We start from the raw sequence: 23355 nt of genomic DNA on the forward strand, positions 1-23355 counted from the left end.
ATAAGAGAAAAATCTGAAATCGCGATTCAATCTACCGTAATCGCTCGCGCTGATCCAGACTCACTGTATGGCGATCACCCATCCAAGATATTCGCCTAAAGTTGTTATATATATCCCTATCCGCACTTTTTCTCAGATAGCGAATACGTGCCAGGGAAGCGCACCTTCATACCGAGGCAATACATCATGGACAATAAACTTCGTGAGGAGATATCGAAATCTTATCTCTATGGCAATACCGGTGATCGTCAGACTTCTCCTCGATCACTGGGAACGCTCGAGTACGATCAAACATTCGGGGCTGCAGGCAAATTAAGGCTCGGGAATGACAATGGCTGGGCTACATGCATAATACCCAGTGTCGCCAAACCAGGTTATTTCCTCGCAACCTATTACGATATCCTCAACGTCGACGCTCCGCCACGACAATACGACGCCTTTGTGGTGCGGTTCGACGCCGCCGGAAACATCGACGCTTCATTTGGGAACCTTGGAACAGGGTCTATCAAAGCACATTTCACGAAGGATCCCGGGAAGATATCCGTACTCAGAGGCCTTCACGAAACAACGACTGGCGATATATTCAATTGGGGACACGCTTTGTGGGTAGACAATCAGATAATCCAACACGCTTATGCCCTTACAAAAAGATTGAGCGATGGTGCGCCAGATTCAAGCTTCGGCATTGAAGGCAAAGTGGATATCGACACATTTGCGGCGCCTGATGCACAACTCTTTGATGGCAACGCCTGCATTGTGTGTTCATCGGGTATATTTGTTGGTACTGCTGAATATAATAAGTCTCCTCCTGACTTTCATATTGCACGCTTAACGCAAGAAGGCGCACTGGATACCGCATTTCAAAAAGATGGGATATTGACTCCTAGACATCCTGATTACCCCAAAAAAATGATCAGGATATGGAGCCTTGCCCCAAGTCAGGACGGCGGTATTCTCGCATGCGGGACGACTCACTTGCCCGATGGTTTTGGACTGGGCGGGCTTATTATGAAGTTCGACACTGAGGGCAATCTTGATAAAAGTTTTGGCACAAACGGGTTCAGCGAAACCGAGATAGCAGGTCAGTTTTATGAGTTTCACTCTGTCTGCGAAGCCCCTCCCTTCATGCTTGTAGCAGGCACGTCACTTCAATATGCATGGAGAAGTCTGGTCGGGCTATACGGTACCAATGGCTCGCCGGAAGAGAGTTTTAACGGGGGCAAGCCAGCTGTTCACGCCTTCATTGACCCGCCCTACCTGGATAGGTGGCATCAGGCGAGCATAGCAGCGCAGACGCCCGAAAAAGTGATTGCAGTGGGGAGCTGGGATCTCCCTGCGTCGCCGCGTGGACCTGTAATCGGGCGTTTCAACATGGACGGCAGTGTCGACGAGACCTTTGTGCCAAATCCGGCAAAGTTCGGGACACTGATCGACGCGGACTTTTTATCCAACGCGTCGACCGGATTTGTCCATCCCAGGCCAGACCAGATACTGGTCGCAGGTGAGTCCAATGGAAAACCGACGATACTTGCTGTCAAAGTCTAACGGTGCAAGCGAAGCGCTCGCGGCTTGATCATGCCGCGGGCGCCAACCTTTTACATCAATTGATCCGCCGGCTGCGCAGCAGATACACGCCGATCACCATTCCCAATGCACACAAAATCGCCACATACCACGCGGGCGCCATCGGGTTCACTTTGTTCAGCCCCTGCACCACCATTGGGGTCAGCCCGCCGAAGATTGCATAGGCCAGATTGTAGGAAAAGGACAGTCCGGAAAAGCGCACCACCGGTGGGAAGGCTTTGACCATTACGAATGGCACCGCGCCAATGGTGCCAACGAACAGGCCGGTCAGTGCATAGAGCGGATACAGCAAGTCTGGATGATCGCCAACGGTGTGATAGAAGATCCACGAGGTGACCAAGAGCCCAAGCGAGCCGAACAGGAACACCAGGCCCGCGCCAACGCGATCCGCCAGTGCGCCCGCGCCGATACAGCCCAGGCTCAAAAAGACAATGGCAAGGCTGTTGGCTTTCAACGTGAGCGCTGGTGCGAAGCCAAAGTTGGTTTGCAACAGGGTCGGGGTCATCAGAATCACCACGACCACGCCGGCGGAAAGCAGCCAGGTCAGCAACATCGACAGCACAACGGCACCGCGGTGATCACGCAGTACGGCTTTTAGCGGCACTTCTTCAGCCAGTTGCTTGCGCAATTGAAGCTCGGCGAACACCGGGGTTTCGTGCAGCCAGCGACGCAGGTAAACCGACATCAGACCGAAGACGCCACCGAGCAGGAAGGGAATCCGCCAGGCGTAGTCCGAGACTTCAACGGGCGAGTACACGCTGTTGATCCAGGTCGCGACCAGCGAGCCGAGCAAAATCCCGGCAGTCAGACCGGACGTGAGGGTACCGCAGGCGTAACCGACGTTACGGGCGGGAACGTGTTCGGAAACGAATACCCACGCGCCAGGTACTTCGCCGCCGATCGCCGCGCCTTGAATGACGCGCATCAGTAAGAGCAAGAGCGGCGCGAAGATGCCGATCTGCGCGTAGGTGGGCAGCAGCCCCATGATCAGCGTCGGCACGGCCATCAGGAAAATGCTCAGGGTGAACATTTTCTTGCGGCCGAGCAGATCACCGAAATGCGCCATGACGATGCCGCCGAGCGGACGAGCCAGATAACCGGCGGCAAAAATGCCAAACGTTTGCATCAAACGCAGCCATTCGGGCATGTCTACGGGGAAAAACAGCTTGCCTACCACGGCTGCAAAGAACACGAAAATGATGAAGTCGTAGAACTCCAACGCTCCGCCCAGGGCAGACAATGAAAGGGTTTTGTAATCGTTGCGGTTCAGCGGGCGCGAAGGCTGTGTGGCGCTTAAAGGCACAGAGGACATGACAATGGCTTCTCTTTTGAGGCTCTCTTTGGGCGAAAAATCAACGGTGACTCAACCGTGGGTAACGGCTTCACACGCGATTTCTCGACTCGAAAAGTTAATCGGGCATCAAAATTGCGTGCCAAAAATGGCGTAGTGCGCCAAGTCGGTCCGGCACGATAGCAAATTGCGTACAAATGCACATGGATTGCAATGACGCGACGGCATTATGGAAAAGCGGCGGTCGTTTCATGACGGCACGCCCGATATACTCGCCGGCCGCGACTCAACCGGTCTCTTCAGGGAAGTTGTGCGAAGCCATTTACCCAAGTCGTTTTCGCAGAGTTTCCCTTTAAACGAAATGAAGACTTAGTAGAGTCAAGGGTCAGAGGAACCCAGTAATGATTGAGCTCGAACAAGAAGATCCAATACCGCAGGGCGATCTTGCCCTGCAGATTACCGCCCTACCTCGCGAAACCAATGGCTTCGGCGACATTTTCGGCGGCTGGCTGGTTTCCCAGATGGACCTCGCCGGTACTGCCATGGCGAGCAAGGTGGCCGGTGGACGTGTGGCGACTGTTGCCATCGACCGCATGGCGTTCCTGGTGCCCGTCGCGGTGGGGGCTCAGTTGTCGTTTTATACCCAGACCCTGGAAATCGGCCGCAGCTCGATTCAGATGATGGTCGAGGTGTGGAGCGATGATCCCCTGTCCAGCGAATGGCGTAAGGTGACCGAAGCGGTATTCGTTTTCGTCGCTATCGACGGCAGCGGCCGTACCCGCTCGGTGCCGGCTCGACGCTGATCATTAAGCCAGGGCAGGCACTGATGTGCCCGCGCTTGGCTTTGCGCAACAAACTCATCAAGCTTGGCGCAGTCTGATTCAGTCACTGTCCTTCGAGTGAGAACCCCTATGCCTACGTCAAACGTCGAATCCTTCCAGCTCGGTGAGCTTAATTGCTGGCGCATCCGCCACGGCCAGGCCGAACTGGTGATCGCCCAACAAGGCGCGCACATCATCAGTTATCAGGTGGACGGCGATGAGCCGCTGATCTGGTCCAACCCGGGCGCGCTGTTTAAAACGGGCAAGCCGATTCGTGGAGGCATGCCGATCTGCTGGCCGTGGTTTGGTAATTTCCAGCGTAATCCGTCAAGCGTGCAGGCCATGCGCGAGAGTGACGAGCCGGCAAAGGCCCACGGTGAAGTCCGGGCGATCGACTGGGAGTTGATGGGCGTGGGTGAAGATGGCGACGCATTGATCGTCGAATTCATCCAGCCTCAGGCTGAAGGACAGTTGCCGGGCTGGCCCCATGCCGTTGGCCTGAAGCTGCACGTTCGCCTGGATGCCGCGCTGAATGTCAGTCTGGTGAGCTTTAACGCTGGCGCTGAAGACGTCACCCTCAGCCAGGCGCTGCACAGTTATTTCGCGGTCAGCGATGTGAGCCAGGTCTGCATCGAGGGGCTGGATGGCGTCGAGTATCTGAACACGCTGGAAAGCTGGGACACCCAGAACGTCCAGGTGGGTGATATCACGTTCACCGGCGAGACGGACCGTATTTACCAGGACACGCCTGACCTGATCTCCGTGGTCGACCCAAAATGGAAACGCCGGATTCAGATTCAGACGACGGGTTCGCAATCGGCCATCGTTTGGAACCCGTGGATCGACAAGACCCAGACTTTCGACGATATGCAGCCTGATGGCTGGCAAGGCATGGTGTGCGTTGAGACGGCGAACGTCATGACCGACGTCGTGACGCTCAAGCCGGGTGATATGCACGCGCTGAGCGTCAGCATCTGGGCCGAGCCGTTGGCAGAAGCCTGACAACACTGCGCTATTTTGTAGGACCGGCTTCAGCCGGGAAGAGGCCTGCATGAACACCATGAATTTTGCGGTGTGACACCCGACGCCTTCCCGGCTAAAGCCGGTCCCACAGTGGATTCCAAGACCAGTCCTACAAATCCGCCTCTACCACCACACGTACTTTCGATGCGTCCAGCGCATAGGCGGCGTCGGCGAGATCATTGTTCACCTTCTCCACCTTCAACGTGCCGACGACCCACAACGGCGTGTAGATGTCAGCGATCTTCAAGCCTTTCGGGTAGCGCACCAACACCAGCTGATTCGGCGGCGGTGGCGGCACGTGGATGCAGGCGCCCGGGTATGGGACGAGGAAGAACAGCGTGCTGCGACCCTTCGCGTCAGTCTCCAGCGGTACCGGATAGCCACCCAGGCGGATGGTTTTGTCGTTCATCGACGCGACGGTTTTGGTGGAGTACATGACGGCAGGCAAGCCCTTGCTCTGCTTCAAACCACCCTTGCTGTCGAACGTGCCCTGGCCTTCCGGCGAGTTGTGGTCGATTTCGGGCATGGCTTCGAGGGCTTTCTGATCCGACTTCGGCATCAGTTCAAGCCAGTCGGTTTCGGGTAATTCAGCGGCGCGTACCAGTCCGCAGACCAGCAGCAGTGAAACGAAGAGGAGATGACGCATTGGAGATGCTCGGCGGGAGGAGTTGAGTGCCGGGCATTCTAGCCCTCTGCGCAGCAATAACGCAGAGGGCCAGGCGTGCTTAACGCTTTTTAATCATGCCGTAGATCACCAGCAGGATGATCGCGCCGACGAGCGCACCGAGGAAACCTGCACCCTCACCTGCGCGGTAGATACCCAGCGCCTGACCACCATAAGTGGCGGCAAGCGAGCCGCAGATGCCGAGCAGGATGGTCATGATCCAGCCCATGCTGTCGTCGCCTGGCTTCAGAAAGCGCGCCAGCAGACCTACGATCAAGCCGATGAAGATGGTTCCGATGATTCCCATGCCATGTCCCTCTGTTTGAATGAATATGCCAAAAGCCTAGCTGGCTCTTGGCAACACGCTATGAGAGGGGTGGCCCGGCGAATGGTTCAACAGGAAAGTACACCGGTCTTTGTAGGAGCGCGCTTGCCCGCGATGGCGGTGGGTCAGACACCAAAAAGGTGTCAGTTAGACCGTATCGCGGGCAAGCGCGCTCCTACAGTGCGCGATGCCGGGGGCTAATTATCAAATAGCTGGCATGGAATCGACCATTGCAGATCAGTGATCAGTTTTTGATCAGTGCCTCGACCTGCTTCACCTGACGATCCAGCGTCGCGCGGTCTTGGCTGCGCACGGTGGCGTGGCCGACCTTGCGCCCGGCCTTGAAGGCCTTGCCGTAGTGATGCAGGTGGCAATCTTCAATAGCGATCACTTCACTCACAGCGGGCACTTCACCGATGAAGTTGAGCATCGCGCTTTCGCCGACCTTGGCGGTCGAACCCAGCGGCAGCCCGGCAACGGCGCGCAGATGGTTCTCGAACTGGCTGCACTCGGCGCCTTCGGTGGTCCAGTGACCCGAGTTGTGGACGCGCGGGGCGATTTCGTTGGCTTTGAGGCCGCCATCGACTTCGAAGAATTCAAAAGCCAGAACGCCCACGTAATCCAGCTGCTTGAGCACGCGCCCGGCGTAATCCTCAGCCAGCGCCTGCAGCGGGTGATCGGTGCTGGCGATGGACAGACGCAGAATGCCGCTGTCGTGGGTGTTGTGAACCAGCGGATAGAAGCGGGTTTCGCCATCACGGGCACGCACGGCGATCAGCGAGACTTCGCCGGTGAACGGCACGAAGCCCTCAAGCAGGCACGGCACGCTGCCCAGCTCGGCGAAGGTGCCGCTCACCTCTTCAGCGGTGCGCAGGACTTTCTGGCCCTTGCCGTCATAACCCAGCGTGCGGGTTTTCAACACGGCCGGCAGACCAATGCTGGCCACCGCAGCGTCCAGATCCGCCTGGGACTGGATGTCGGCAAACGACGGCGTCGGGATGCCGAGGTCCTTGAACATGCTTTTTTCAAACCAGCGATCGCGGGCGATGCGCAGCGCTTCGGCACTCGGGTAAACAGGCACGAACTGCGAGAGGAAGGCGACGGTTTCAGCCGGCACGCTTTCGAACTCGAATGTGACCAGATCAACATCATTCGCCAGCAGGCGCAGGTGCTCCTGATCGCCGTAATCGGCGAGCAGGTGCTCGCCAAGCGCAGCGGCGCAGGCGTCCGGTGCGGGGTCAAGGAAGGCGAAGTTCATCCCCAGCGGGGTGCCCGCCAGTGCCAACATGCGACCCAACTGGCCGCCACCGATTACGCCGATCTTCATGAAAACCTCAGGCCTCGCGTGGGTCTGGATTGTCCAGAACGCTGTCTGTCTGCTCAGCGCGGAATTTCTTCAGCACTGCGTGGAAGTGTGGGTGCTTGGCGCCCAGGATACTGGCCGACAACAGCGCAGCGTTGATCGCGCCCGCCTTGCCAATGGCCAGGGTCGCCACCGGAATGCCGGCAGGCATCTGCACGATGGAGAGCAATGAATCAACGCCCGACAGCATGGAAGACTGAACCGGGACACCCAGAACGGGCAGATGAGTTTTGGCAGCGCACATGCCCGGCAGATGAGCAGCGCCACCGGCGCCGGCGATGATCACCTCGATACCACGGCCTTCGGCTTCTTCGGCGTACTTGAACAGCAGATCGGGCGTGCGGTGCGCCGAAACCACTTTGACTTCGTACGGAATGCCGAGCTTTTCAAGCATGTCGGCGGTGTGGCTAAGGGTGGACCAATCGGACTTGGAGCCCATGATCACGCCAACCAGTGCGCTCATCGTCGTGCCTCTCATCGGGCGCCCGCAGGCGCGGCTAAAAACAACAAGCCACGCGGGAGAACCGGCGTGGCTTGTCGTACGAATTATGACCAGTCGAACCGGCCGAAGGCCGCGGAGTATACCGCAAAGATTCTCGTTTGACAGACTGCCGGCGACCTCCCGTCAGCCAACCATTTCGGCCTGTGGAGGCCCGGATTTACTGACTCCCAGGTCAGGCGGCCGGCGAGGTGTCGCCTGCTTCCAGCTTGCGCCACAACAGCCGGACATTCGCCTTGCGAACCAGCGCGCAGCGGTACAGCCGAATCTCCAGCGGGACGTGCCACTGGGTGCCGCCGCAGATCACCAGTTCTCCCCGTTCAAGCTCCGCCGTCACGCTGAGCCGCGGCACCCACGCGATACCCAGCCCCTGCAACGCCATGCCTTTGAGGCTGTCAGCCATCGCGGTTTCGTAAATCGTCGTGAAGCGCACGCTGCGCTGGCGCAACAGCAGGTTCACCGAACGACCCAGAAACGCCCCGGCGCTGTACGCCAGCAGCGGCACGCTCTGCTCCCCTTCCAGGTCGAACAGCGGCCGCCCCTCTTCGTCCGTTGAGCAGACTGGCAGCATTTCGGTCACGCCCAGATGCAGCGACGGGAAGATCTCGGCGTCCATCTGCAGCGCGGCGTCGGGGTCGTAAAACGCCAGCATCAGATCGCAACCGCCTTCACGCAGCGCGTGCACCGCGTCGCCGACGTTGGTGGCGACCAGGCGTGTGGCGATATTCAGCCCTTCATTGCGCAGTTGCGCGATCCAGCGCGGGAAGAAGCTCAATGCCAGCGAATGCGCGGCGGCGATTTGCATGACTTCGCCCTGCCCGCTTTCCAGATGGTGCAAATGACGCAGTACTTCGCCGAGCTGGTCGACCACCGTTCGGGCGGTGACGAGGAATAACTGCCCCGCCGCCGTCAACTCGATCGGCGTGCGCGAGCGATTGACCAGCGTCAGCCCCAGCGCCGCTTCAAGGCTGCGAATGCGCCGGCTGAAGGCCGGTTGCGTGACAAACCGACGTTCCGCCGCCTGGGAAAAACTGCGAGTCGCGGCCAGCGCACTGAAGTCTTCCAGCCATTTGCTTTCCAGGTTCATCGTTTCTCCAGCTTTGGAAGTTGCGCATTCGCGCGTGCGGACGGGAGCCTCATACACTGATTCACACGCACGTCACAATACCCACGTCACAGCGACATTATGCCGATTGCGCATAGGGCAGCGTTTTACAGCATTGGTCCAGAATAGCCCACAGGCCTAGTATCAAGGGCGTTCCGGCTTAGTCCGTGCCCCTCTTGAGACTTTCTCTATCATGTCCTCCGCTGCATCATTTCGCATCGAAAAAGACTTGCTTGGCGTTCTCGAAGTACCCGCTGAAGCGTATTACGGCATCCAGACCCTGCGCGCAGTGCATAACTTCCGCCTCTCTGGCGTTCCGCTTTCGCACTACCCGAAGCTGGTCGTAGCGCTGGCGATGGTCAAGCAGGCAGCAGCGGATGCAAACCATCAGCTGGGCCATTTGAGCACCGAGAAGCATGCGGGCATCAGCGAAGCCTGTGCACGACTGATCCGCGGTGATTTCCACGATCAGTTCGTCGTCGACATGATTCAGGGCGGCGCCGGCACCTCCACTAACATGAACGCCAACGAAGTCATCGCCAACATCGCCCTCGAAGCGATGGGTCATGCCAAGGGCGAATACACATTCCTGCACCCGAACAACGACGTGAACATGGCGCAGTCCACCAACGACGCCTACCCGACGGCCATTCGCCTGGGTTTGCTGTTGGGCCACGACGCGCTGCTCGCCAGCCTCGACAGCCTGATTCAGGCGTTCGCGGCCAAAGGTCACGAGTTCAACCACGTGTTGAAAATGGGCCGCACCCAGCTGCAAGACGCAGTACCGATGACCCTGGGTCAGGAATTCCGCGCCTTCGCCACTACATTGACTGAAGACCTCAACCGCCTGCGCAGCCTGGCGCCTGAGCTGCTGACCGAAGTCAACCTCGGCGGCACCGCCATCGGCACCGGCATCAACGCCGACCCTGGTTATCAGCACCTGGCCGTTCAGCGTCTTGCGACCATCAGCGGCCAGCCGCTGGTGCCAGCTGCGGACCTGATCGAAGCCACCTCCGACATGGGTGCTTTCGTACTGTTCTCCGGCATGCTCAAGCGCACCGCGGTCAAGCTGTCGAAGATCTGCAACGACCTGCGCCTGCTCTCCAGCGGCCCGCGCACCGGCATCAACGAAATCAACCTCCCTGCCCGTCAGCCAGGCAGCTCGATCATGCCGGGCAAGGTGAATCCGGTGATTCCGGAGGCGGTGAACATGTGCGCCTTCGAAATCATGGGCAACGACCTGGCGCTGACCATCGCTGCCGAGGGCGGCCAGTTGCAGCTGAACGTGATGGAGCCGTTGATTGCCTACAAGATCTTCGACTCGATTCGCCTGCTTCAGCGCGCCATGGACATGCTGCGCGAACACTGCATCGTCGGCATCACCGCCAACGAAGCGCGCTGTCGCGAACTGGTCGAGCACTCAATCGGCCTTGTCACCGCACTGAACCCCTACATCGGTTACGAGAACGCTACCCGTATCGCCCGCGTTGCACTGGAAACAGGCCGTGGCGTGCTGGAGCTGGTGCGTGAAGAGGGCTTGCTCGATGACGTCATGCTGGCAGACATCCTGCGCCCCGAGAACATGATTGCGCCGCGACTCGTGCCCTTGAAGGCTTGATCGTCCGGCTCTGCAGCACTTGCAACACGATCACCAGGCTGAGGGTCTAGACACCCCTCACCCTTTTGAGGGCCGGAAGCACACGCTTCCAGGCCCTTTTTTTTGCCCAGCGTCATTCGGGCTTGATGCAAACCGGATAAAGACTCCAATAACGCGCGCCGGTATAGTGCGCACCCTCTAAGAAAGCGAGGAAACACCAATGCTTGAAGTCATCAACGACTTCCTCTCGGGAAAAGTACTGATCGTGCTCATTGTGGGGCTCGGTGGATATTTCACGATTCGCTCGCGTTTCGTTCAGTTCCGTCACTTCTTTCACATGTTCGCGGTTTTTCGCGACAGTCTGCGCAGCAGCGCGGGCCAGCTGAGTTCATTTCAGGCCCTGATGCTAAGCCTTGCCGGCCGCGTCGGCGCCGGTAACATCGCAGGCGTCGGCATCGCCGTCACCCTGGGCGGACCCGGTGCGGTGTTCTGGATGTGGGTCACTGCCCTTGTCGGCATGGCGAGCAGCTTTTTCGAATGCTCCCTCGGCCAGCTGTACAAACGCTGCGACGCCGAAGGCCAGTTCCGCGGCGGCCCGTCCTATTACATTCAGCACGGCCTGGGTAAACGCTGGCTGGGCATGATCATGGCGGTGTTGTTGCTGGTGACCTTCGGTTTCGCCTTCAACGGCCTGCAATCCCACGCCGTGACCCACTCGCTCAACGACGCGTTCAAGATCTCGCCAGGCTACGCCGGCGTCGGTCTTGCGATTCTGCTGGGCCTGGTGTTCGTCGGCGGGATCAAGCGCATCGCCAAGGTCGCCGACCTGCTGGTGCCGATCAAGACGCTGGTCTACATCGCGGTCACGCTGTATGTCATTGGTGTGCAGTTCGAGCACGTTCCACACATGCTGATGACCATTGTCAAAAGCGCGTTCGGCATGGATGAAGTGTTCGGTGGCCTGATCGGCAGCGCCATTGTCATGGGCGTCAAACGTGGCGTCTTCGCCAACGAAGCCGGCTTAGGCAGCGCACCCAACGTGGCAGCGGTCGCTCAGGTCGAGCACCCGGTTGCACAGGGTGTGGTTCAAGCGTTCAGCGTGTTCCTCGACACCTTCGTCATCTGCACCTGCACCGCGCTGCTGATCCTGCTGTCGGGTTTCTACACGCCCGGCTTCGAAGGCGATGGCATTGCCCTGACGCAGAACTCCCTCGCCGCCGTCGTCGGTGACTGGGGCAGGCTGTTCATCAGCGTGGCGCTGGCGCTGTTCGTGTTCACCTCGATTCTCTACAACTACTACTTGGGCGAAAACAGCCTGCGCTTCCTGCTGGGCGAGAACCGCAAGGCGATCTTCTTCTATCGCGTGTTGGTCCTTGCGCTGATTCTGTGGGGCGCGGTCGAAGATCTGGGCACGGTGTTCGCCTTCGCTGACATCACCATGACGCTACTGGCCTTCGTCAACCTGATTGCGCTGGCGATGCTGTTCAAAATCGCGCTGCGGGTGCTGAAAGACTACGATGACCAGCGTAAAGCCGGCATCAAGACGCCGGTTTTCGACTCCAGCCAGTTCCCTGATCTGGACCTGGACCTGCAAGCCTGGCCAAAGCCTGGTACCGCGCAGCCTGCGGCAACCTCGGCAACGGTCAGCGGCAAATCGGTCGCGGACGCGCATTGATCATTTGAGCGTCAGTACAGGGAGACAGGCATGAATCGCAAAAACCACGCAGCAGCCCGCCAGGTGATGGTGCTGTATACCGGTGGAACCATCGGCATGCAGGCCAGCGAAAACGGGCTGGCACCCGCTTCCGGCTTTGAAGCACGCATGGCTGAGCAACTGGCCGCACTGCCCGAACTGTTGGTGCCGCAGTGGTCGTTCCGCGAAATGTCTCCCCTGATCGACAGCGCCAACATGACCCCTGACTACTGGCAGCGCTTGCGTGAAGCGGTGGTGGACGCGATCGAGGTTCAGCATTGCGATGCCGTGCTGATCCTGCACGGCACCGACACCCTGGCCTACAGCGCAGCGGCCATGAGCTTTCAACTGTTGGGCCTGAATGCCCCGGTTGTGTTCACCGGTTCCATGTTGCCAGCCGGTGTTCCCGACAGCGATGCCTGGGAAAACGTCAACGGCGCCTTGCAGGCCTTGGATCAAGGGCTCGCCTCGGGGGTGCATTTGTACTTCCATGGCGAGCTGCTTGAGCCGACACGGTGTGCGAAGGTTCGCAGCTTCGGCCGTAACCCTTTCGCGGCGCTTAATCGCGCCCGGGGTGGTGAGGCTGTATCGGCGTTGCCGACGGCGCTGGATTACCGCCAGCCTAAGAAACTGGCGAATGTCGCCGTGCTGCCCCTGTTTCCCGGCATTGGCGCTGCACAGCTCGACGGTTTGATCGACAGCGGCATTCAAGGTCTTGTGCTGGAATGCTTCGGCAGCGGCACTGGCCCCAGCGATAACGCAGGATTCCTTGCAAGCCTGCAGCGTGCGTATCAGCAAGGCGTCGTGGTCGTGGCGATTACCCAATGCCACGAAGGCGGCGTCGAACTGGACGTATATGAGGCTGGCAGTCGTCTGCGCGATGCCGGCGTGCTGTCCGGCGGAGGCATGACCCGCGAAGCCGCATTCGGCAAGCTGCATGCACTGCTGGGGGCTGGTCTGGAGGGGGAGGAAGTACGACGGCTGGTTGAGCTGGATGTTTGCGGCGAGTTGCGTTAAAGCTACTCTGAAATCAGTAGCTTCAAACGGGGCCCTACTTCGCGAAAACGGAACCTACGAAGTAAGGCATGCAGCTGCATGAACTTAAGTAAGGTACCGGGAAATCCAGAAACTGGTGTTCTCACCCGGCCTTGGGTTAACCACCCATCCTCCTATGAGCAGCTTACTCTCTGCTCCTTCGTCATCCTTTATCTCTTCAGCAAAGGAAGTGAACAGGTACCCTGGAACCTTGGTCAGTACTGATCCCTGCTCACCAAAAGTTGTATCCAGCGTCCCGTCAGCGTTAATCCGGCTCAGAGTAAGCGCACTCGTATCACCGAAGGTTGTCCCGATGCCAATAGACAGCCCCGATTCCAGCGGTATGACGTAGCTACCGATATTACCCTCTCCCAATGGGATACTTAACGGCTCACCGCCGTTGAAACTCTGATCCGGCTTACCATCCAGACTTAGCTTTGTATACACTGCGGTTTGCTTTCCGATTGCCCCTAAAGCGCCCACCACAAATATTCCATCGCCTCGAATCGCAAGGTTTGCCACAAATCCACCGGCGCTGCCATCGCCATACGTAAACTTGCCCCCTTCTGCAAAACTTTCATCGACACTGCCGTTATCGAAAAACCGGGAAATCGCCATCTTGTCCCCAAGATTGCCAGCAACGTAGATCCGTTGTTGGCTGTCGAGCCGAATCCTTGAATAACTTTCTTGTGCCTTAGCGGTTGAATATACGAATCCGTCTTTACCAAACGACAGGTCGGTAACACCATCTTTGTGGATTCGCATCACTGCGCTGTCAAAATCGCCGTATGTTTTAATCGTTTCAGCAGTGATTAGAATCTTGCCATTTTCTTGAAGGGCCATCCCCCCTGCGATGCTATTAGGGTACTTAAGCGCCGGACGATGAATACCGTTAATACCGAAGCTGGTATCCATTTCTCCGTTATCTCCTACCTTAATGACAATAAGAGAATCGGACTCGCCCCCGGCGAGGTCGTACAGGCCCAATGTAAGTAAAACACCTTCATTGGGTACCACCAACGAGCCAGTCACGCGTACGCGATGCTCGAAGAGTTCCAGAAACGCATACCCACCGGTGCCATAGGACTCAACCAATTTGCCATTCGTATCGAGCCTTACCGTAACCACGCCGACTTTCTCGCCAGCGCGATAATGCAAACCCTTGGGGGTTGCATGAGTAATGACGCTCGTGGCGGGCTGTGCAAGCGAACGGGCTGGTGCTCCAGCAACATAGGTACCAATGATCAGATATCCGTCGCTTAAACGCTTGATATGACCGCCGGTGCTTTGATTAAGACCCACTGAAATAACGCCGTTCTCTCCAAAATCCGGATCTTGATCCCCTGGCTTCCGTTCGTTGCTCATCACTCATCCCTCAATGACTATCGAATACCGAGAGATAACAATAAGACTTCGGGGCACACGGCATAACTGTCAGTAATGACAGTGCTCAGTTCCGTTCGCGATAAACCGTGCCCTAAGGAGACATAAGGGAATGAGCGAGCGATTAGGCAATTCACACCGACGCCCGCTATAAAAGGCGTTCAATTCGACCTCGCGGAGGTCGAATTGCCGGGAACAAGCTTAGGTCTGCTACGAATAAGCAACCTCAGCCGGCCGCTTATCCATCGCATCCTGCAGCATCGAATTCAGATTGCCGGAGATGTTTTCGCACAGCGCTTTCATCTGGATCTCGTGCTCGGAGACTTTAAAGGGGCTTTGCAGGTCCGTGCCGATTTTCTCGATTGCCAGCAGCATGAAGCCGACTACGGTGGACGCCAGCGGCGTGAACCATCCCAGCGTGTCTACCAGGCCGATCGGCACGATGATGCAGAACAGCGTGATGAACAGCCGCGGGAACGTCACGTACGGGTAAGGCAACGGCGTGTTGGCGATGCGCTCCATTCCGCCCTGATTGTTGGAGATTTCCACCAGCGTCGCTTCGAGGCGCTCCAGACGGATACTGTCCAGGCGACCCGCCTTGTATTCCTGGGCGATGATCGCGGCAGACTCATTGAGGATCGCGTTGGGGAAGTTGTTGGTGCGTGTTCGGCGCTCGTACTCTGCGCGGGAAATCATCGCGGTGACCTGCTCGCCACAATCACTGCCCTTCAGATGAGCCGAGAGGCATTCGACGTAAGCCACGTGCCGGCGCAGCAGTGTGGCCTTGACCGGGTTCAGACCGTCCTCGTCATCAATGAACGTCAGCACCTGCCGGGCGAAGCTGCGGGAGTTATTCACCAGCGCGCCCCATAACGTGCGCGCTTCCCACCAGCGGTTATACGCACTGGTGTTGCGGAAACTGGTCAGTACCACCAGCGCAGAACCCAACAGGGTCAGGGGCATCGATGGCAGGGTGATCTTACGATCCAGAAACAGCATGAAATCGACGGTGACGACAACGTCCCATATCAGCAGCCAGAACAAGGACCAGCCGATGTAGGTAAACATCCGGATCGTGGTCCGGTACTTCTTGACGATAAATTCCTGCAAAAGCCACCTCCGGCGCAATACGTTGAATCAGTCGGCAAAGGCTCGACCCAAGGCTTCGAATACGTCTGGGCAAGTTCGTTCGTTACGCCCACAGGCTATATGTAACCAAATACTCAAGGAAAGCTGAATCGCTTCTCCCTCGAGCCGGCTGACCGATTGTTCATGGAACGATCAGCGCCTTCCGGGGCTCAACACCTATCTGGATGTTTCAGCTACCCGTCACGAGGAGAACGTTAATGAGCTCGTCTGCCAATAGTCCCTCCACCGAACGCTCCGGCGCCGCGCGCGCTTTTACGCCGCACACCGACCGCGACCAAATGACCATCAATACCATTCGCACTCTGGCCATGGATGCGGTGCAAAAAGCCAATTCCGGGCACCCCGGCACGCCTATGGCGCTGGCACCTGTCGGCTACACGCTGTGGAAAGACTTCCTGCGCTATCACCCGCAGCACCCTGACTGGCCAAACCGCGACCGTTTCGTGCTATCGGTCGGCCACGCTTCGATGCTGCTTTATTCGCTGCTGCACCTGGCGGGTGTGATCGAGATCGACGAGCACGGCAAACCGTCGGGCAAACCTGCAGTGAGCCTTGAGGACATCAAGCAGTTTCGCCAGATGGACTCCAAAACTCCGGGCCACCCCGAGTACCGCATGACCACAGGCGTGGAGACCACCACCGGTCCGCTGGGTCAGGGTTGCGCCAACAGCGTCGGCATGGCGATGGGCGAGCGCTGGCTGGGCGAGCACTTCAACAAGCCGGGCGCGACGCTGTTCGATTACAACGTTTACGTGTTGTGCGGCGATGGCGACATGATGGAAGGCGTAACCGCAGAAGCGGCCTCACTTGCCGGTCATCTGAAGCTGTCGAACCTCTGCTGGATCTACGACAACAACACCATCAGCATCGAAGGCCATACCGAGCTGGCTTACAGCGACGATGTGCAGAAGCGTTTCGAGGGCTACGGCTGGAAAACCCTGCACGTTAAAGACGCCAATGACGCCAATGCGCTGGCAAAGGCGCTGCAGACCTTTCAGCACACCAGCGACGCACCGACCCTGATTGTGGTCGACAGCATCATTGGCTTCGGCTCACCCAACAAACACAACACCTCTGCCGCCCACGGCGAACCGCTGGGTGATGACGAAATCAAGCTGACGAAAAAGGCCTATGGCTGGGATGAAAACAGCAGCTTCCTGGTACCGGAAGATGCCCGCCATTACCTGCGTGATGCACTGCTGGAACGTAGCGGCAGCGATTACGACGCTTGGATCACGACCCTTAACCAGTTCGAAAAGGATCAGCCCGAGCTCGCCGACCAGCTCAAGCGCATGCGTGCCGGTGAAATGCCCGAAGGCTGGCAAGACAAGCAGATGAATTTTGAAGCGGACGCCAAAGGCATCGCCTCGCGTGCTTCCGGCGGCAAGGTGCTGAATGCGTTTGCCGAGCAGATCCCGTGGCTCATCGGCGGCTCGGCAGACCTTTCGCCGTCGACCAAAACCAACTTGACGTTCGACGGTGCGGGCAGCTTCGAAGCGGGCAATTACAGCGGCCGAAATCTGCATTTTGGTGTGCGTGAACATGCCATGGGCTCGATTGCGAACGGCCTCGCCCTGTCCTACATCCGTCCATACACCTCGACGTTTCTGGTGTTCAGCGATTACATGAAGCCACCGATTCGTCTGGCATCGATCATGGAGTTGCCGGTGGTGTTCGTCTTTACCCATGACTCCATTGGCGTCGGCGAGGACGGCCCCACGCACCAGCCCATCGAGCAACTGACTCAACTACGGGCTACGCCGGGTTTGCTGACGATTCGTCCGGGCGATGCCAACGAAACGGCGCAGGCGTGGAAAATCGCGCTGGCACAGACCAGCAGGCCGTCCTGCCTGGTACTGTCGCGTCAGCCGCTGCCAACCCTTGATCGCTCGAAGTACGCCAGCGCCGAGGGCCTGACCAAAGGCGCATACGTGCTGGCCGATGCGGTAGAAGGCAAAGTGGACGTCATCCTGATCGCCACCGGCAGCGAGGTCGGCATGACCGTCGCGGCGTTCGAGAAGCTCAAAGCCGAAGGCGTTGCGGCGCGAGTGGTGTCGATGCCGAGCTGGGAATTGTTCGAGGATCAGGACAAGGCCTACCGCGACGGCGTGCTGCCACCGGACGTCAAAGCCCGGGTGGTGGTGGAACAGGCGGGGCCGGTGGGCTGGGATCGGTATGTCGGCCAGACTGGCGCGAAGATCGTGATGAACACCTTCGGTGCGTCGGCTCCCATCGAGAAGCTGCAGGCCAAGTACGGATTCACGGCGGAGAATATCGTCAAGCAGGCTAAAGAGCAGATCGCCGTTTAAATGCTGCGTAAGAGCGTTTGCCCGCAAATCGCGGGCAAGCGCCCTCCTTCCTTCAGCTCACTCGATCAGCATCCGGTCAAAACAGCGGGACGACGTTCACCCTCGAAGAAGAACGGCCGAATCCGCACACCCACTGCGTTGCCCGCAAAGGCAGCGACCAGCCAGAGCCAGCCGTGCAGGCTGCCTGAGGCGATGCCGCTGAAGTACGCGCCGATGTTGCAGCCGTACGCCAGGCGCGAGCCGTAGCCCAGCAACAATCCGCCAATCACTGCAGCGATCAACGAGCGTGTCGGGATTTTCAGACTCGGGGCGAATCGTCCTGCAAGGCCCGCCGCCACTGCCGCACCCAGCATGATGCCGATGTCCATCACGGTGGTGATGTCTTCCCACACCGGCGCAGCCAGTGCCTTGGCGTTTGCGGGCATCTGCCAGAACGGCCAACTGCCCACATCCACGCCCAGACCACTGGCGACTTTCGCACCCCACAGCGCGAACGCCGAGGTGATTCCCCAAGGTCGACCTGCCAACGCCAACGTGGCGTAGTTGAGTAGCGCCAACCCTACCGCACCCCACACCAGCGGCCAGGGACCGCGGAGGAAACGGCGCAAGCCAACGTGCTCACTGGTGACGGCCGCTTCCAGCTCCCCGTGACGACGCTTTTCCAGTTTGACGGTGACAAAAGCAATGACTGCGAACAGCGCCAGGCTCATGAGCAGCGCAGGGATCACGCCGAAGCTTTTGACAATGGAGGTGGCGGGGAACGACGGCAGCGAGAACCACCAATCGACGTGATGGGTGGCGATCAGCGAGCCAATGATGAAGAACAGCAAGGTCACGAGCATCCGTGCATTGCCGCCGCCAACGGTGAACAGCGTGCCGGACGCACAGCCGCCGCCCATTTGCATGCCGATGCCGAAGATGAAGGCACCGAAGACAACGGACACGCCAGCTGGGGCGACGAGGCCGGTGACCGGCGTGCCGAACAGCGTACCGGCACCCAGCGCAGGGAAAAACAGCACCACCGCGACGGCCAGCATCACCATCTGCGCACGCAGACCGGCGCCGCGTCGCTCGTTGATGAATACCCGCCAGGCCGAAGTGAAGCCGAAAGCGGCGTGATACAGCGTAAGGCCCAGCGCGGCGCCAACGATCAGCAACAGCACTTGCCTGCCGCCAACGGCCGATTGGAGAAACAGAGCGCCGACCACCAACAAGAGGAAGGCGATCAGCGGGGCGCCGAGCTTGCGCTGCGGCGCCACAGAGAGGGGAAGACTCATGGGCGTATCTCGGAAAAGGATTGCGATGGGCGCGAGTATACGCCGGTGCCTGCTTGGTGACGCGCCAACGCCGCCATTGGCTTCACCACCATCAAACCCGCCAGACGCTTCGCAACCGCGCCAGCGCCGAGGCGATATCGGCCTCGGGCACCGCCGCAAAGCCCAGGACCAGCCCGGCCCGATCATCCATCGGCGTCTTTGACTCCGGTAGCCAATACTCACTCAACGGCGCGACCTCGACGCCAACGCTTTCTGCTTTGGTCACCAGTTCCGTCTCACGCTCTAACGTGTTCACCGCGACGGTGACATGCAGCCCTGCAACCGGTTTGATCATCGGGCTGCAACCCGCAAGCTCATGGGGCCAGTCGGCCAGTAATGCGTCGCGTCGACTCAAGGCAGCACGGCGCATACGGCGGATGTGCCGCTGAAAGTGGCCCGCCGCGATGAACTCGGCCATGACCCTTTGCGTGCCGACCTCGGAATGACGCATGTCTACTGCCCTGCGCCGGCTGAACGGCTCTACCAGGTTGCGCGGCAACACCAGATAACCCAGACGCAGCGCCGGAAATGCGACCTTGCCGAAGGTCCCGACATACAACACGCGACCGCTACGATCCAACGCTGCCAACGGCGCCAGCGGGGCGCCGCTGTAGCGGTACTCGCCGTCGTAGTCGTCTTCGACGATCCAGCCTTGATTGCGCTCGGCCCATGCGAGCAGTTCCAGCCGCCGCGCCAGACTCATTGTCACGCCCAGCGGATACTGATGGGAGGGCGTCACGTACGCCAACTTACAGCCTGAGTCATTGAGGTTCGGACTGCGCATGCCCTCGGCGTCAACCGCCATGCCCTGCAACCTTGCGCCAGCGACCCCGAAGGCATGACCGGCCGCGCGGTACCCCGGATTTTCGATGGCTACCACGTCGCCCTGCTCCAGGAGCAGCTGTGCACAAAGGGTAATCGCCTGCTGAGCGCCGTTGGTGATCACAATTTGCTCAGGTGCGCAGCGCAGATCGCGGGACGTCCTTAAATAAGCAGCGATCAACTCTCGCAGCCGCCATTCGCCGGCAGGGTCGCCGTAGCCCAGATGTTGCAGGCCCGGTTTACGCCAGAAAGCCGCGTGCAGCTTGCCCCACGTGTCGAAAGGGAAGAGGTCGAATGCCGGAACGCCTGTTCGAAACGCCCTCGGCAGACCACTTTTCGTGGGCCATAGATGATGCTGCTCCAGCGTATGAATCGCCGTGCTGTGGATAACATTGTTCGAGGGTTCTACCGCTGCTATTGAGGATTTTGTGGATAACCCTGTTGATAAGCTTGGTGATAACCCTGTGGACAGGTGTGTGGATAGTTTTTTCGCAGTCGGCGGTTTCTCCCTCAACAGTGCAACGTAGGTACCATCGCCCACACGGCTCTCGGTAAAGCCCTCAGCGTAGAGCTGGTCATAAGCGCGCATCACGCTGTTGCGGGAAATGCCGAGGGACAACGCCAGATCCCGGCTCGCTGGCAAGCGCGTGCCTCCCGACACGCGACCGTCGAGGATGCGCTCGCGCAGCGTCTGATACAGCTGGCGGCTAAGACCATGGCGGCGGTTCAACTCGATGCCGGCGAAATCGAACGTCAGCGCTGGCGTGGGAGTGTGCATGGCATTGGCCCTATGAGATTGACCATAAATGGCTCTTACAACGAACCAATAGGCTGCCTAGGATTGACTCAGCCGCCAAGGAAAATCTCATGTACACGCCCAGCTATTTCAAAGATGAAGACCTCGCCAGCTTACACAGGCAGATAGAGGCCACGCGCCTGGCGACACTGGTCACTTTTGACGAGACCGGTTTGCAGGCGAGTCATATCCCCTTGCTGCTCGAACCGACTCAAGGTCCGCAAGGCACGCTGTATGGGCATCTGGCCAAGGCCAATCCGCAGTGGAAAGCCCTCGAGACGGGTGCCGAAGCGCTGTTGATTTTCCAGGGAGCGGACGCCTACATCAGCCCTTCTTTTTATGCCGCCAAGGCCGAGCATGGCAAAGTGGTGCCCACGTGGAATTATCTGGCGGTGCACGCGTATGGCCGTGCCGATGTATTCATTGATCCCGAGCGGTTATTGCGGATTGTCACCGGCCTGACCGACAAGCACGAAGCCAGCCGTGCCGAGCCCTGGGCTGTAAGCGACGCACCCGCCGATTACGTTGCGAAGATGCTCAACGGCATCGTCGGCTTCGCGATCCCCATCGAGCGGCTTGAAGGCAAGCGCAAGCTCAACCAAAACCGCAGCGCCGAAGACATCGCCGGCGTCAGCAAAGGCCTGGCACTCAGCCAAGACCCCTCCGATCAGAAAATCGCTCAGTCGATGAGCCCGGGAGCACCGCGTGTCTGACCTCCACATCCGCCCCGTCACTGCCGAAGATCACGACGCCTGGTTGCCGTTGTGGCACGCTTATCTGACCTTCTACAACACCACGCTGGCCGACGCGGTTTCACAGAGCACCTGGCAGCGGTTTCTGGACAGCAGCGAGCCGACCAACGCCGCCCTCGCCTGGCAGGACGGCAAGGCGGTGGGCATGGTGCATTTCATTTATCACCGCTCCAACTGGAGCATCAGCAATGCCTGCTACTTGCAGGACTTGCTGGTGGTGCCGGAACAGCGCGGCACGGGCGTTGGCCGCCAGCTGATTGAGTACGTCTACGCGACCGCCAAACAAGACGGCGCCGACAAAGTCCATTGGCTCACCCACGAGACCAACGCAACCGCCATTCAGCTCTACGAGCGCATCGCTGAGCGCCCGGGCCTTATTCAATTTCGCAAACCGCTGTAAGACCAAGGACTCTCGATATGTCGGACCTCACGCACTGGCAGCCGGCCAGACTGCCGGACACGCGCACGCTGCAAGGGCGCTTTATTCGCCTGGAAAAACTCAACGCCGCCGCCCATGGCGATGGCCTGTGGGAGGCGCTGGAAGGTCCGGCCGCTGACCGCAAATTGTGGGATTACCTGTTCGTGGGTCCGTTTCCCGAGCGCGGCGCATTCGATGACTATCTCGCAGGGCTGGAAGGCTCGACCGATCCGTGGTTCTACACCGTGATTGATCAACAGACCGGGACACTCCACGGCTTTCTGGGCTTGATGTCCATTTTCCCGAACGCGGGCCGCATCGAAATTGGTCATGTGACCTTCGGCGCCTCGATGCAACGCACCCCCAAAGCTACTGAGGCGGTTTACCTGCTCGCGAGGGAATCCTTTGCGCTGGGCAATCGCCGTCTGGAATGGAAATGCAATGCCAACAACGCCCGCTCCAAGCGCGCGGCCGAGCGCTTCGGATTCAGCTTTGAGGGCACATTCCGCCAGCATTCGGTGTTCAAGGGGCAGAATCGCGACACCGCCTGGTATTCGATCATCGACAGTGAATGGCCGGCTGCACAGCAAGCGTTCGAAGCATGGCTGGCTGTGGATAACTTTAAGGATGATCAGCAAATCAGGACGCTGGAGCAGATACGCAACTGATCGAAGGTGTGCGTAGGAATTATCTGAAAAAGCCGCGAGATCATCACGGCTGGAAAATCCCGGGCTAGCCTGAAGGACGTCCACAGGAAGTGGACGCCCTATCTCATTCAAGGAAGACTCACATGCAAAATCTGACTCAAACAAAAGCGGCCCCCGAAAACCCGTGGCGCGTGCCCGCTCCCATTCTCCACAATGGCAAATACGGCAGCGTGATCATTGATCGTGGCTTGCTCAAAAAGGCAGTCGCCGGGTCCAACAATTATTATCTGTTCAGCGAAACAGGCGTCGGCGTGCAGTCCCTGGTGATTGTCGGCACGGCCGTCCAGGTCACCGAGTTCTTGCTCGACCATCAACCGCGCGGCATTGAATCGCAGATCAAAAGTCTTCCGCATCTCTACATGGGCATCAGCTCTTACAAGCCGCAGGAGCGATTCTCAGGGGTATTTCCTGCTAATGAGTTGCTGAGCAGTGTCGCTGGTTTCCTGGGTGGACTGATTCCGGTACCTGACTGGTCGGGGATTCTTGCGGCTCCCGATCAGTTGGCCAGCCTGAAAAAAACCATTAACGGCCTGAGCGCTGCGCAGAAGGCCAAAGGCAATGTGCTTTACGTCAAGTTCAGCTATTTGCAGGAGGACAAAATGGTGCTTGTCGGCACCGGTAAAGCGTCGTTCAAAGACATCCTGCATGTTTTACAGAAGCACTATAGGAATCGCTGATGACCCATTTACCCCGCCTGTATTGG

21 protein-coding genes are annotated in these 23355 nt (G+C 58.8%); 11 read left to right on the top strand and 10 right to left on the bottom strand.

Translation table 11 applies throughout. The features are described 5' to 3' along the window. Positions 1–186: 186 nt before the first annotated feature. Entirely contained in the window at positions 187–1545 is a 1359-nt protein-coding gene (locus tag OKW98_RS01525) for a hypothetical protein (protein WP_265387688.1), read from the top strand. 55 nt (positions 1546–1600) lie between these two features. On the opposite strand, the gene OKW98_RS01530 is transcribed toward OKW98_RS01525, so the two are convergent. Next, the gene (locus tag OKW98_RS01530; RefSeq protein ID WP_265387689.1) at positions 1601–2896 is read right to left on the bottom strand and encodes an MFS transporter; all 1296 of its coding nucleotides are present in this window, start codon (positions 2894–2896) and stop codon (positions 1601–1603) included. A gap of 380 nt (positions 2897–3276) precedes the next feature. On the opposite strand from OKW98_RS01530, the gene OKW98_RS01535 reads away from it, so the two are divergent. Continuing rightward, entirely contained in the window at positions 3277–3678 is a 402-nt protein-coding gene (locus OKW98_RS01535) for an acyl-CoA thioesterase (RefSeq protein ID WP_037016781.1), read from the top strand. A 108-nt stretch (positions 3679–3786) separates the two neighbouring features. Further along, positions 3787–4698 (top strand): D-hexose-6-phosphate mutarotase, encoded by a 912-nt coding sequence (locus OKW98_RS01540; RefSeq protein ID WP_265387690.1) that lies wholly within the window; start codon positions 3787–3789, stop codon positions 4696–4698. 130 nt (positions 4699–4828) lie between these two features. Here OKW98_RS01540 and OKW98_RS01545 read toward each other — a convergent pair whose 3' ends face one another. The 5 genes from OKW98_RS01545 to OKW98_RS01565 form a co-directional block, all read right to left on the bottom strand. Further along, positions 4829–5365 (bottom strand): DUF3299 domain-containing protein, encoded by a 537-nt coding sequence (locus OKW98_RS01545; RefSeq protein WP_265387691.1) that lies wholly within the window; start codon positions 5363–5365, stop codon positions 4829–4831. A gap of 79 nt (positions 5366–5444) precedes the next feature. Then, entirely contained in the window at positions 5445–5690 is a 246-nt protein-coding gene (locus OKW98_RS01550) for a GlsB/YeaQ/YmgE family stress response membrane protein (protein WP_037016790.1), read from the bottom strand. 262 nt (positions 5691–5952) lie between these two features. After that, positions 5953–7035, bottom strand: a complete 1083-nt coding sequence (locus tag OKW98_RS01555; RefSeq protein ID WP_265387692.1) for a 5-(carboxyamino)imidazole ribonucleotide synthase — start codon at positions 7033–7035, stop codon at positions 5953–5955. A gap of 7 nt (positions 7036–7042) precedes the next feature. Next, the gene (purE, locus tag OKW98_RS01560; protein WP_074885928.1) at positions 7043–7534 is read right to left on the bottom strand and encodes a 5-(carboxyamino)imidazole ribonucleotide mutase; all 492 of its coding nucleotides are present in this window, start codon (positions 7532–7534) and stop codon (positions 7043–7045) included. Positions 7535–7745: 211 nt separating this feature from the next. Then, a complete protein-coding gene (locus tag OKW98_RS01565; RefSeq protein WP_265387693.1) occupies positions 7746–8657 on the bottom strand; it encodes a LysR substrate-binding domain-containing protein in 912 nt (303 codons plus the stop codon). Between the two features lie 211 nt (positions 8658–8868). Here OKW98_RS01565 and OKW98_RS01570 point away from each other — a divergent pair, with 211 nt between their 5' ends. The 3 genes from OKW98_RS01570 to OKW98_RS01580 all read left to right on the top strand — a co-directional run bounded on the left by OKW98_RS01570 (position 8869) and on the right by OKW98_RS01580 (position 12982). Continuing rightward, positions 8869–10293 (top strand): aspartate ammonia-lyase, encoded by a 1425-nt coding sequence (locus OKW98_RS01570; protein WP_265387694.1) that lies wholly within the window; start codon positions 8869–8871, stop codon positions 10291–10293. 199 nt (positions 10294–10492) lie between these two features. Further along, complete coding sequence (locus OKW98_RS01575) at positions 10493–11947, top strand: alanine/glycine:cation symporter family protein (RefSeq protein ID WP_265387695.1); 1455 nt, start codon at positions 10493–10495, stop codon at positions 11945–11947. 30 nt (positions 11948–11977) lie between these two features. After that, complete coding sequence (locus tag OKW98_RS01580) at positions 11978–12982, top strand: asparaginase (protein ID WP_265387696.1); 1005 nt, start codon at positions 11978–11980, stop codon at positions 12980–12982. Between the two features lie 84 nt (positions 12983–13066). Here OKW98_RS01580 and OKW98_RS01585 read toward each other — a convergent pair whose 3' ends face one another. Both OKW98_RS01585 and OKW98_RS01590 read right to left on the bottom strand, forming a co-directional pair. Next, the gene (locus tag OKW98_RS01585; protein WP_265387697.1) at positions 13067–14365 is read right to left on the bottom strand and encodes a hypothetical protein; all 1299 of its coding nucleotides are present in this window, start codon (positions 14363–14365) and stop codon (positions 13067–13069) included. A 228-nt stretch (positions 14366–14593) separates the two neighbouring features. After that, complete coding sequence (locus OKW98_RS01590; protein WP_265389624.1) at positions 14594–15451, bottom strand: bestrophin family protein; 858 nt, start codon at positions 15449–15451, stop codon at positions 14594–14596. 359 nt (positions 15452–15810) lie between these two features. On the opposite strand from OKW98_RS01590, the gene tkt reads away from it, so the two are divergent. Then, positions 15811–17841, top strand: coding sequence for a transketolase (tkt, locus tag OKW98_RS01595; protein WP_265389625.1), 2031 nt, complete (start codon positions 15811–15813; stop codon positions 17839–17841). 65 nt (positions 17842–17906) lie between these two features. Here tkt and OKW98_RS01600 read toward each other — a convergent pair whose 3' ends face one another. Continuing rightward, on the bottom strand, positions 17907–19118 hold the full coding sequence (locus OKW98_RS01600) for a YeeE/YedE family protein (RefSeq protein ID WP_265387698.1): 1212 nt from the start codon (positions 19116–19118) through the stop codon (positions 17907–17909). 91 nt (positions 19119–19209) lie between these two features. Next, on the bottom strand, positions 19210–20757 hold the full coding sequence (locus OKW98_RS01605; protein WP_265387699.1) for a PLP-dependent aminotransferase family protein: 1548 nt from the start codon (positions 20755–20757) through the stop codon (positions 19210–19212). 89 nt (positions 20758–20846) lie between these two features. Here OKW98_RS01605 and OKW98_RS01610 point away from each other — a divergent pair, with 89 nt between their 5' ends. The 4 genes from OKW98_RS01610 (at position 20847) to OKW98_RS01625 (ending at position 23329) form a co-directional block, all read left to right on the top strand. After that, positions 20847–21488: an FMN-binding negative transcriptional regulator gene (locus OKW98_RS01610; protein ID WP_265387700.1), complete on the top strand. Its 642-nt coding sequence runs from the start codon at positions 20847–20849 to the stop codon at positions 21486–21488. Further along, positions 21481–21927, top strand: coding sequence for a GNAT family N-acetyltransferase (locus OKW98_RS01615; protein WP_265387701.1), 447 nt, complete (start codon positions 21481–21483; stop codon positions 21925–21927). The genes OKW98_RS01610 and OKW98_RS01615 overlap by 8 nt, the downstream gene beginning before the upstream one ends. A 17-nt stretch (positions 21928–21944) precedes the next feature. Next, positions 21945–22613: a GNAT family N-acetyltransferase gene (locus OKW98_RS01620; RefSeq protein ID WP_265387702.1), complete on the top strand. Its 669-nt coding sequence runs from the start codon at positions 21945–21947 to the stop codon at positions 22611–22613. A 122-nt stretch (positions 22614–22735) separates the two neighbouring features. Beyond that, positions 22736–23329, top strand: coding sequence for a hypothetical protein (locus OKW98_RS01625; protein WP_265387703.1), 594 nt, complete (start codon positions 22736–22738; stop codon positions 23327–23329). The last annotated feature ends 26 nt before the right edge of the window (positions 23330–23355 follow it).

Source organism: Pseudomonas sp. KU26590 (assembly GCF_026153515.1).
In the GTDB taxonomy this organism is placed as follows: domain Bacteria; phylum Pseudomonadota; class Gammaproteobacteria; order Pseudomonadales; family Pseudomonadaceae; genus Aquipseudomonas.

Coding starts and splice junctions, on each gene's coding strand:
- OKW98_RS01525 (WP_265387688.1), top strand. CDS start 187: ATGGACAATAAACTTCGTGAGGAGATATCGAAATCTTATCTCTATGGC.
- OKW98_RS01530 (WP_265387689.1), bottom strand. CDS start 2,896: ATGTCCTCTGTGCCTTTAAGCGCCACACAGCCTTCGCGCCCGCTGAAC.
- OKW98_RS01535 (WP_037016781.1), top strand. CDS start 3,277: ATGATTGAGCTCGAACAAGAAGATCCAATACCGCAGGGCGATCTTGCC.
- OKW98_RS01540 (WP_265387690.1), top strand. CDS start 3,787: ATGCCTACGTCAAACGTCGAATCCTTCCAGCTCGGTGAGCTTAATTGC.
- OKW98_RS01545 (WP_265387691.1), bottom strand. CDS start 5,365: ATGCGTCATCTCCTCTTCGTTTCACTGCTGCTGGTCTGCGGACTGGTA.
- OKW98_RS01550 (WP_037016790.1), bottom strand. CDS start 5,690: ATGGGAATCATCGGAACCATCTTCATCGGCTTGATCGTAGGTCTGCTG.
- OKW98_RS01555 (WP_265387692.1), bottom strand. CDS start 7,035: ATGAAGATCGGCGTAATCGGTGGCGGCCAGTTGGGTCGCATGTTGGCA.
- purE (WP_074885928.1), bottom strand. CDS start 7,534: ATGAGCGCACTGGTTGGCGTGATCATGGGCTCCAAGTCCGATTGGTCC.
- OKW98_RS01565 (WP_265387693.1), bottom strand. CDS start 8,657: ATGAACCTGGAAAGCAAATGGCTGGAAGACTTCAGTGCGCTGGCCGCG.
- OKW98_RS01570 (WP_265387694.1), top strand. CDS start 8,869: ATGTCCTCCGCTGCATCATTTCGCATCGAAAAAGACTTGCTTGGCGTT.
- OKW98_RS01575 (WP_265387695.1), top strand. CDS start 10,493: ATGCTTGAAGTCATCAACGACTTCCTCTCGGGAAAAGTACTGATCGTG.
- OKW98_RS01580 (WP_265387696.1), top strand. CDS start 11,978: ATGAATCGCAAAAACCACGCAGCAGCCCGCCAGGTGATGGTGCTGTAT.
- OKW98_RS01585 (WP_265387697.1), bottom strand. CDS start 14,365: ATGAGCAACGAACGGAAGCCAGGGGATCAAGATCCGGATTTTGGAGAG.
- OKW98_RS01590 (WP_265389624.1), bottom strand. CDS start 15,451: ATGTTTACCTACATCGGCTGGTCCTTGTTCTGGCTGCTGATATGGGAC.
- tkt (WP_265389625.1), top strand. CDS start 15,811: ATGACCATCAATACCATTCGCACTCTGGCCATGGATGCGGTGCAAAAA.
- OKW98_RS01600 (WP_265387698.1), bottom strand. CDS start 19,118: ATGAGTCTTCCCCTCTCTGTGGCGCCGCAGCGCAAGCTCGGCGCCCCG.
- OKW98_RS01605 (WP_265387699.1), bottom strand. CDS start 20,757: ATGCACACTCCCACGCCAGCGCTGACGTTCGATTTCGCCGGCATCGAG.
- OKW98_RS01610 (WP_265387700.1), top strand. CDS start 20,847: ATGTACACGCCCAGCTATTTCAAAGATGAAGACCTCGCCAGCTTACAC.
- OKW98_RS01620 (WP_265387702.1), top strand. CDS start 21,945: ATGTCGGACCTCACGCACTGGCAGCCGGCCAGACTGCCGGACACGCGC.
- OKW98_RS01625 (WP_265387703.1), top strand. CDS start 22,736: ATGCAAAATCTGACTCAAACAAAAGCGGCCCCCGAAAACCCGTGGCGC.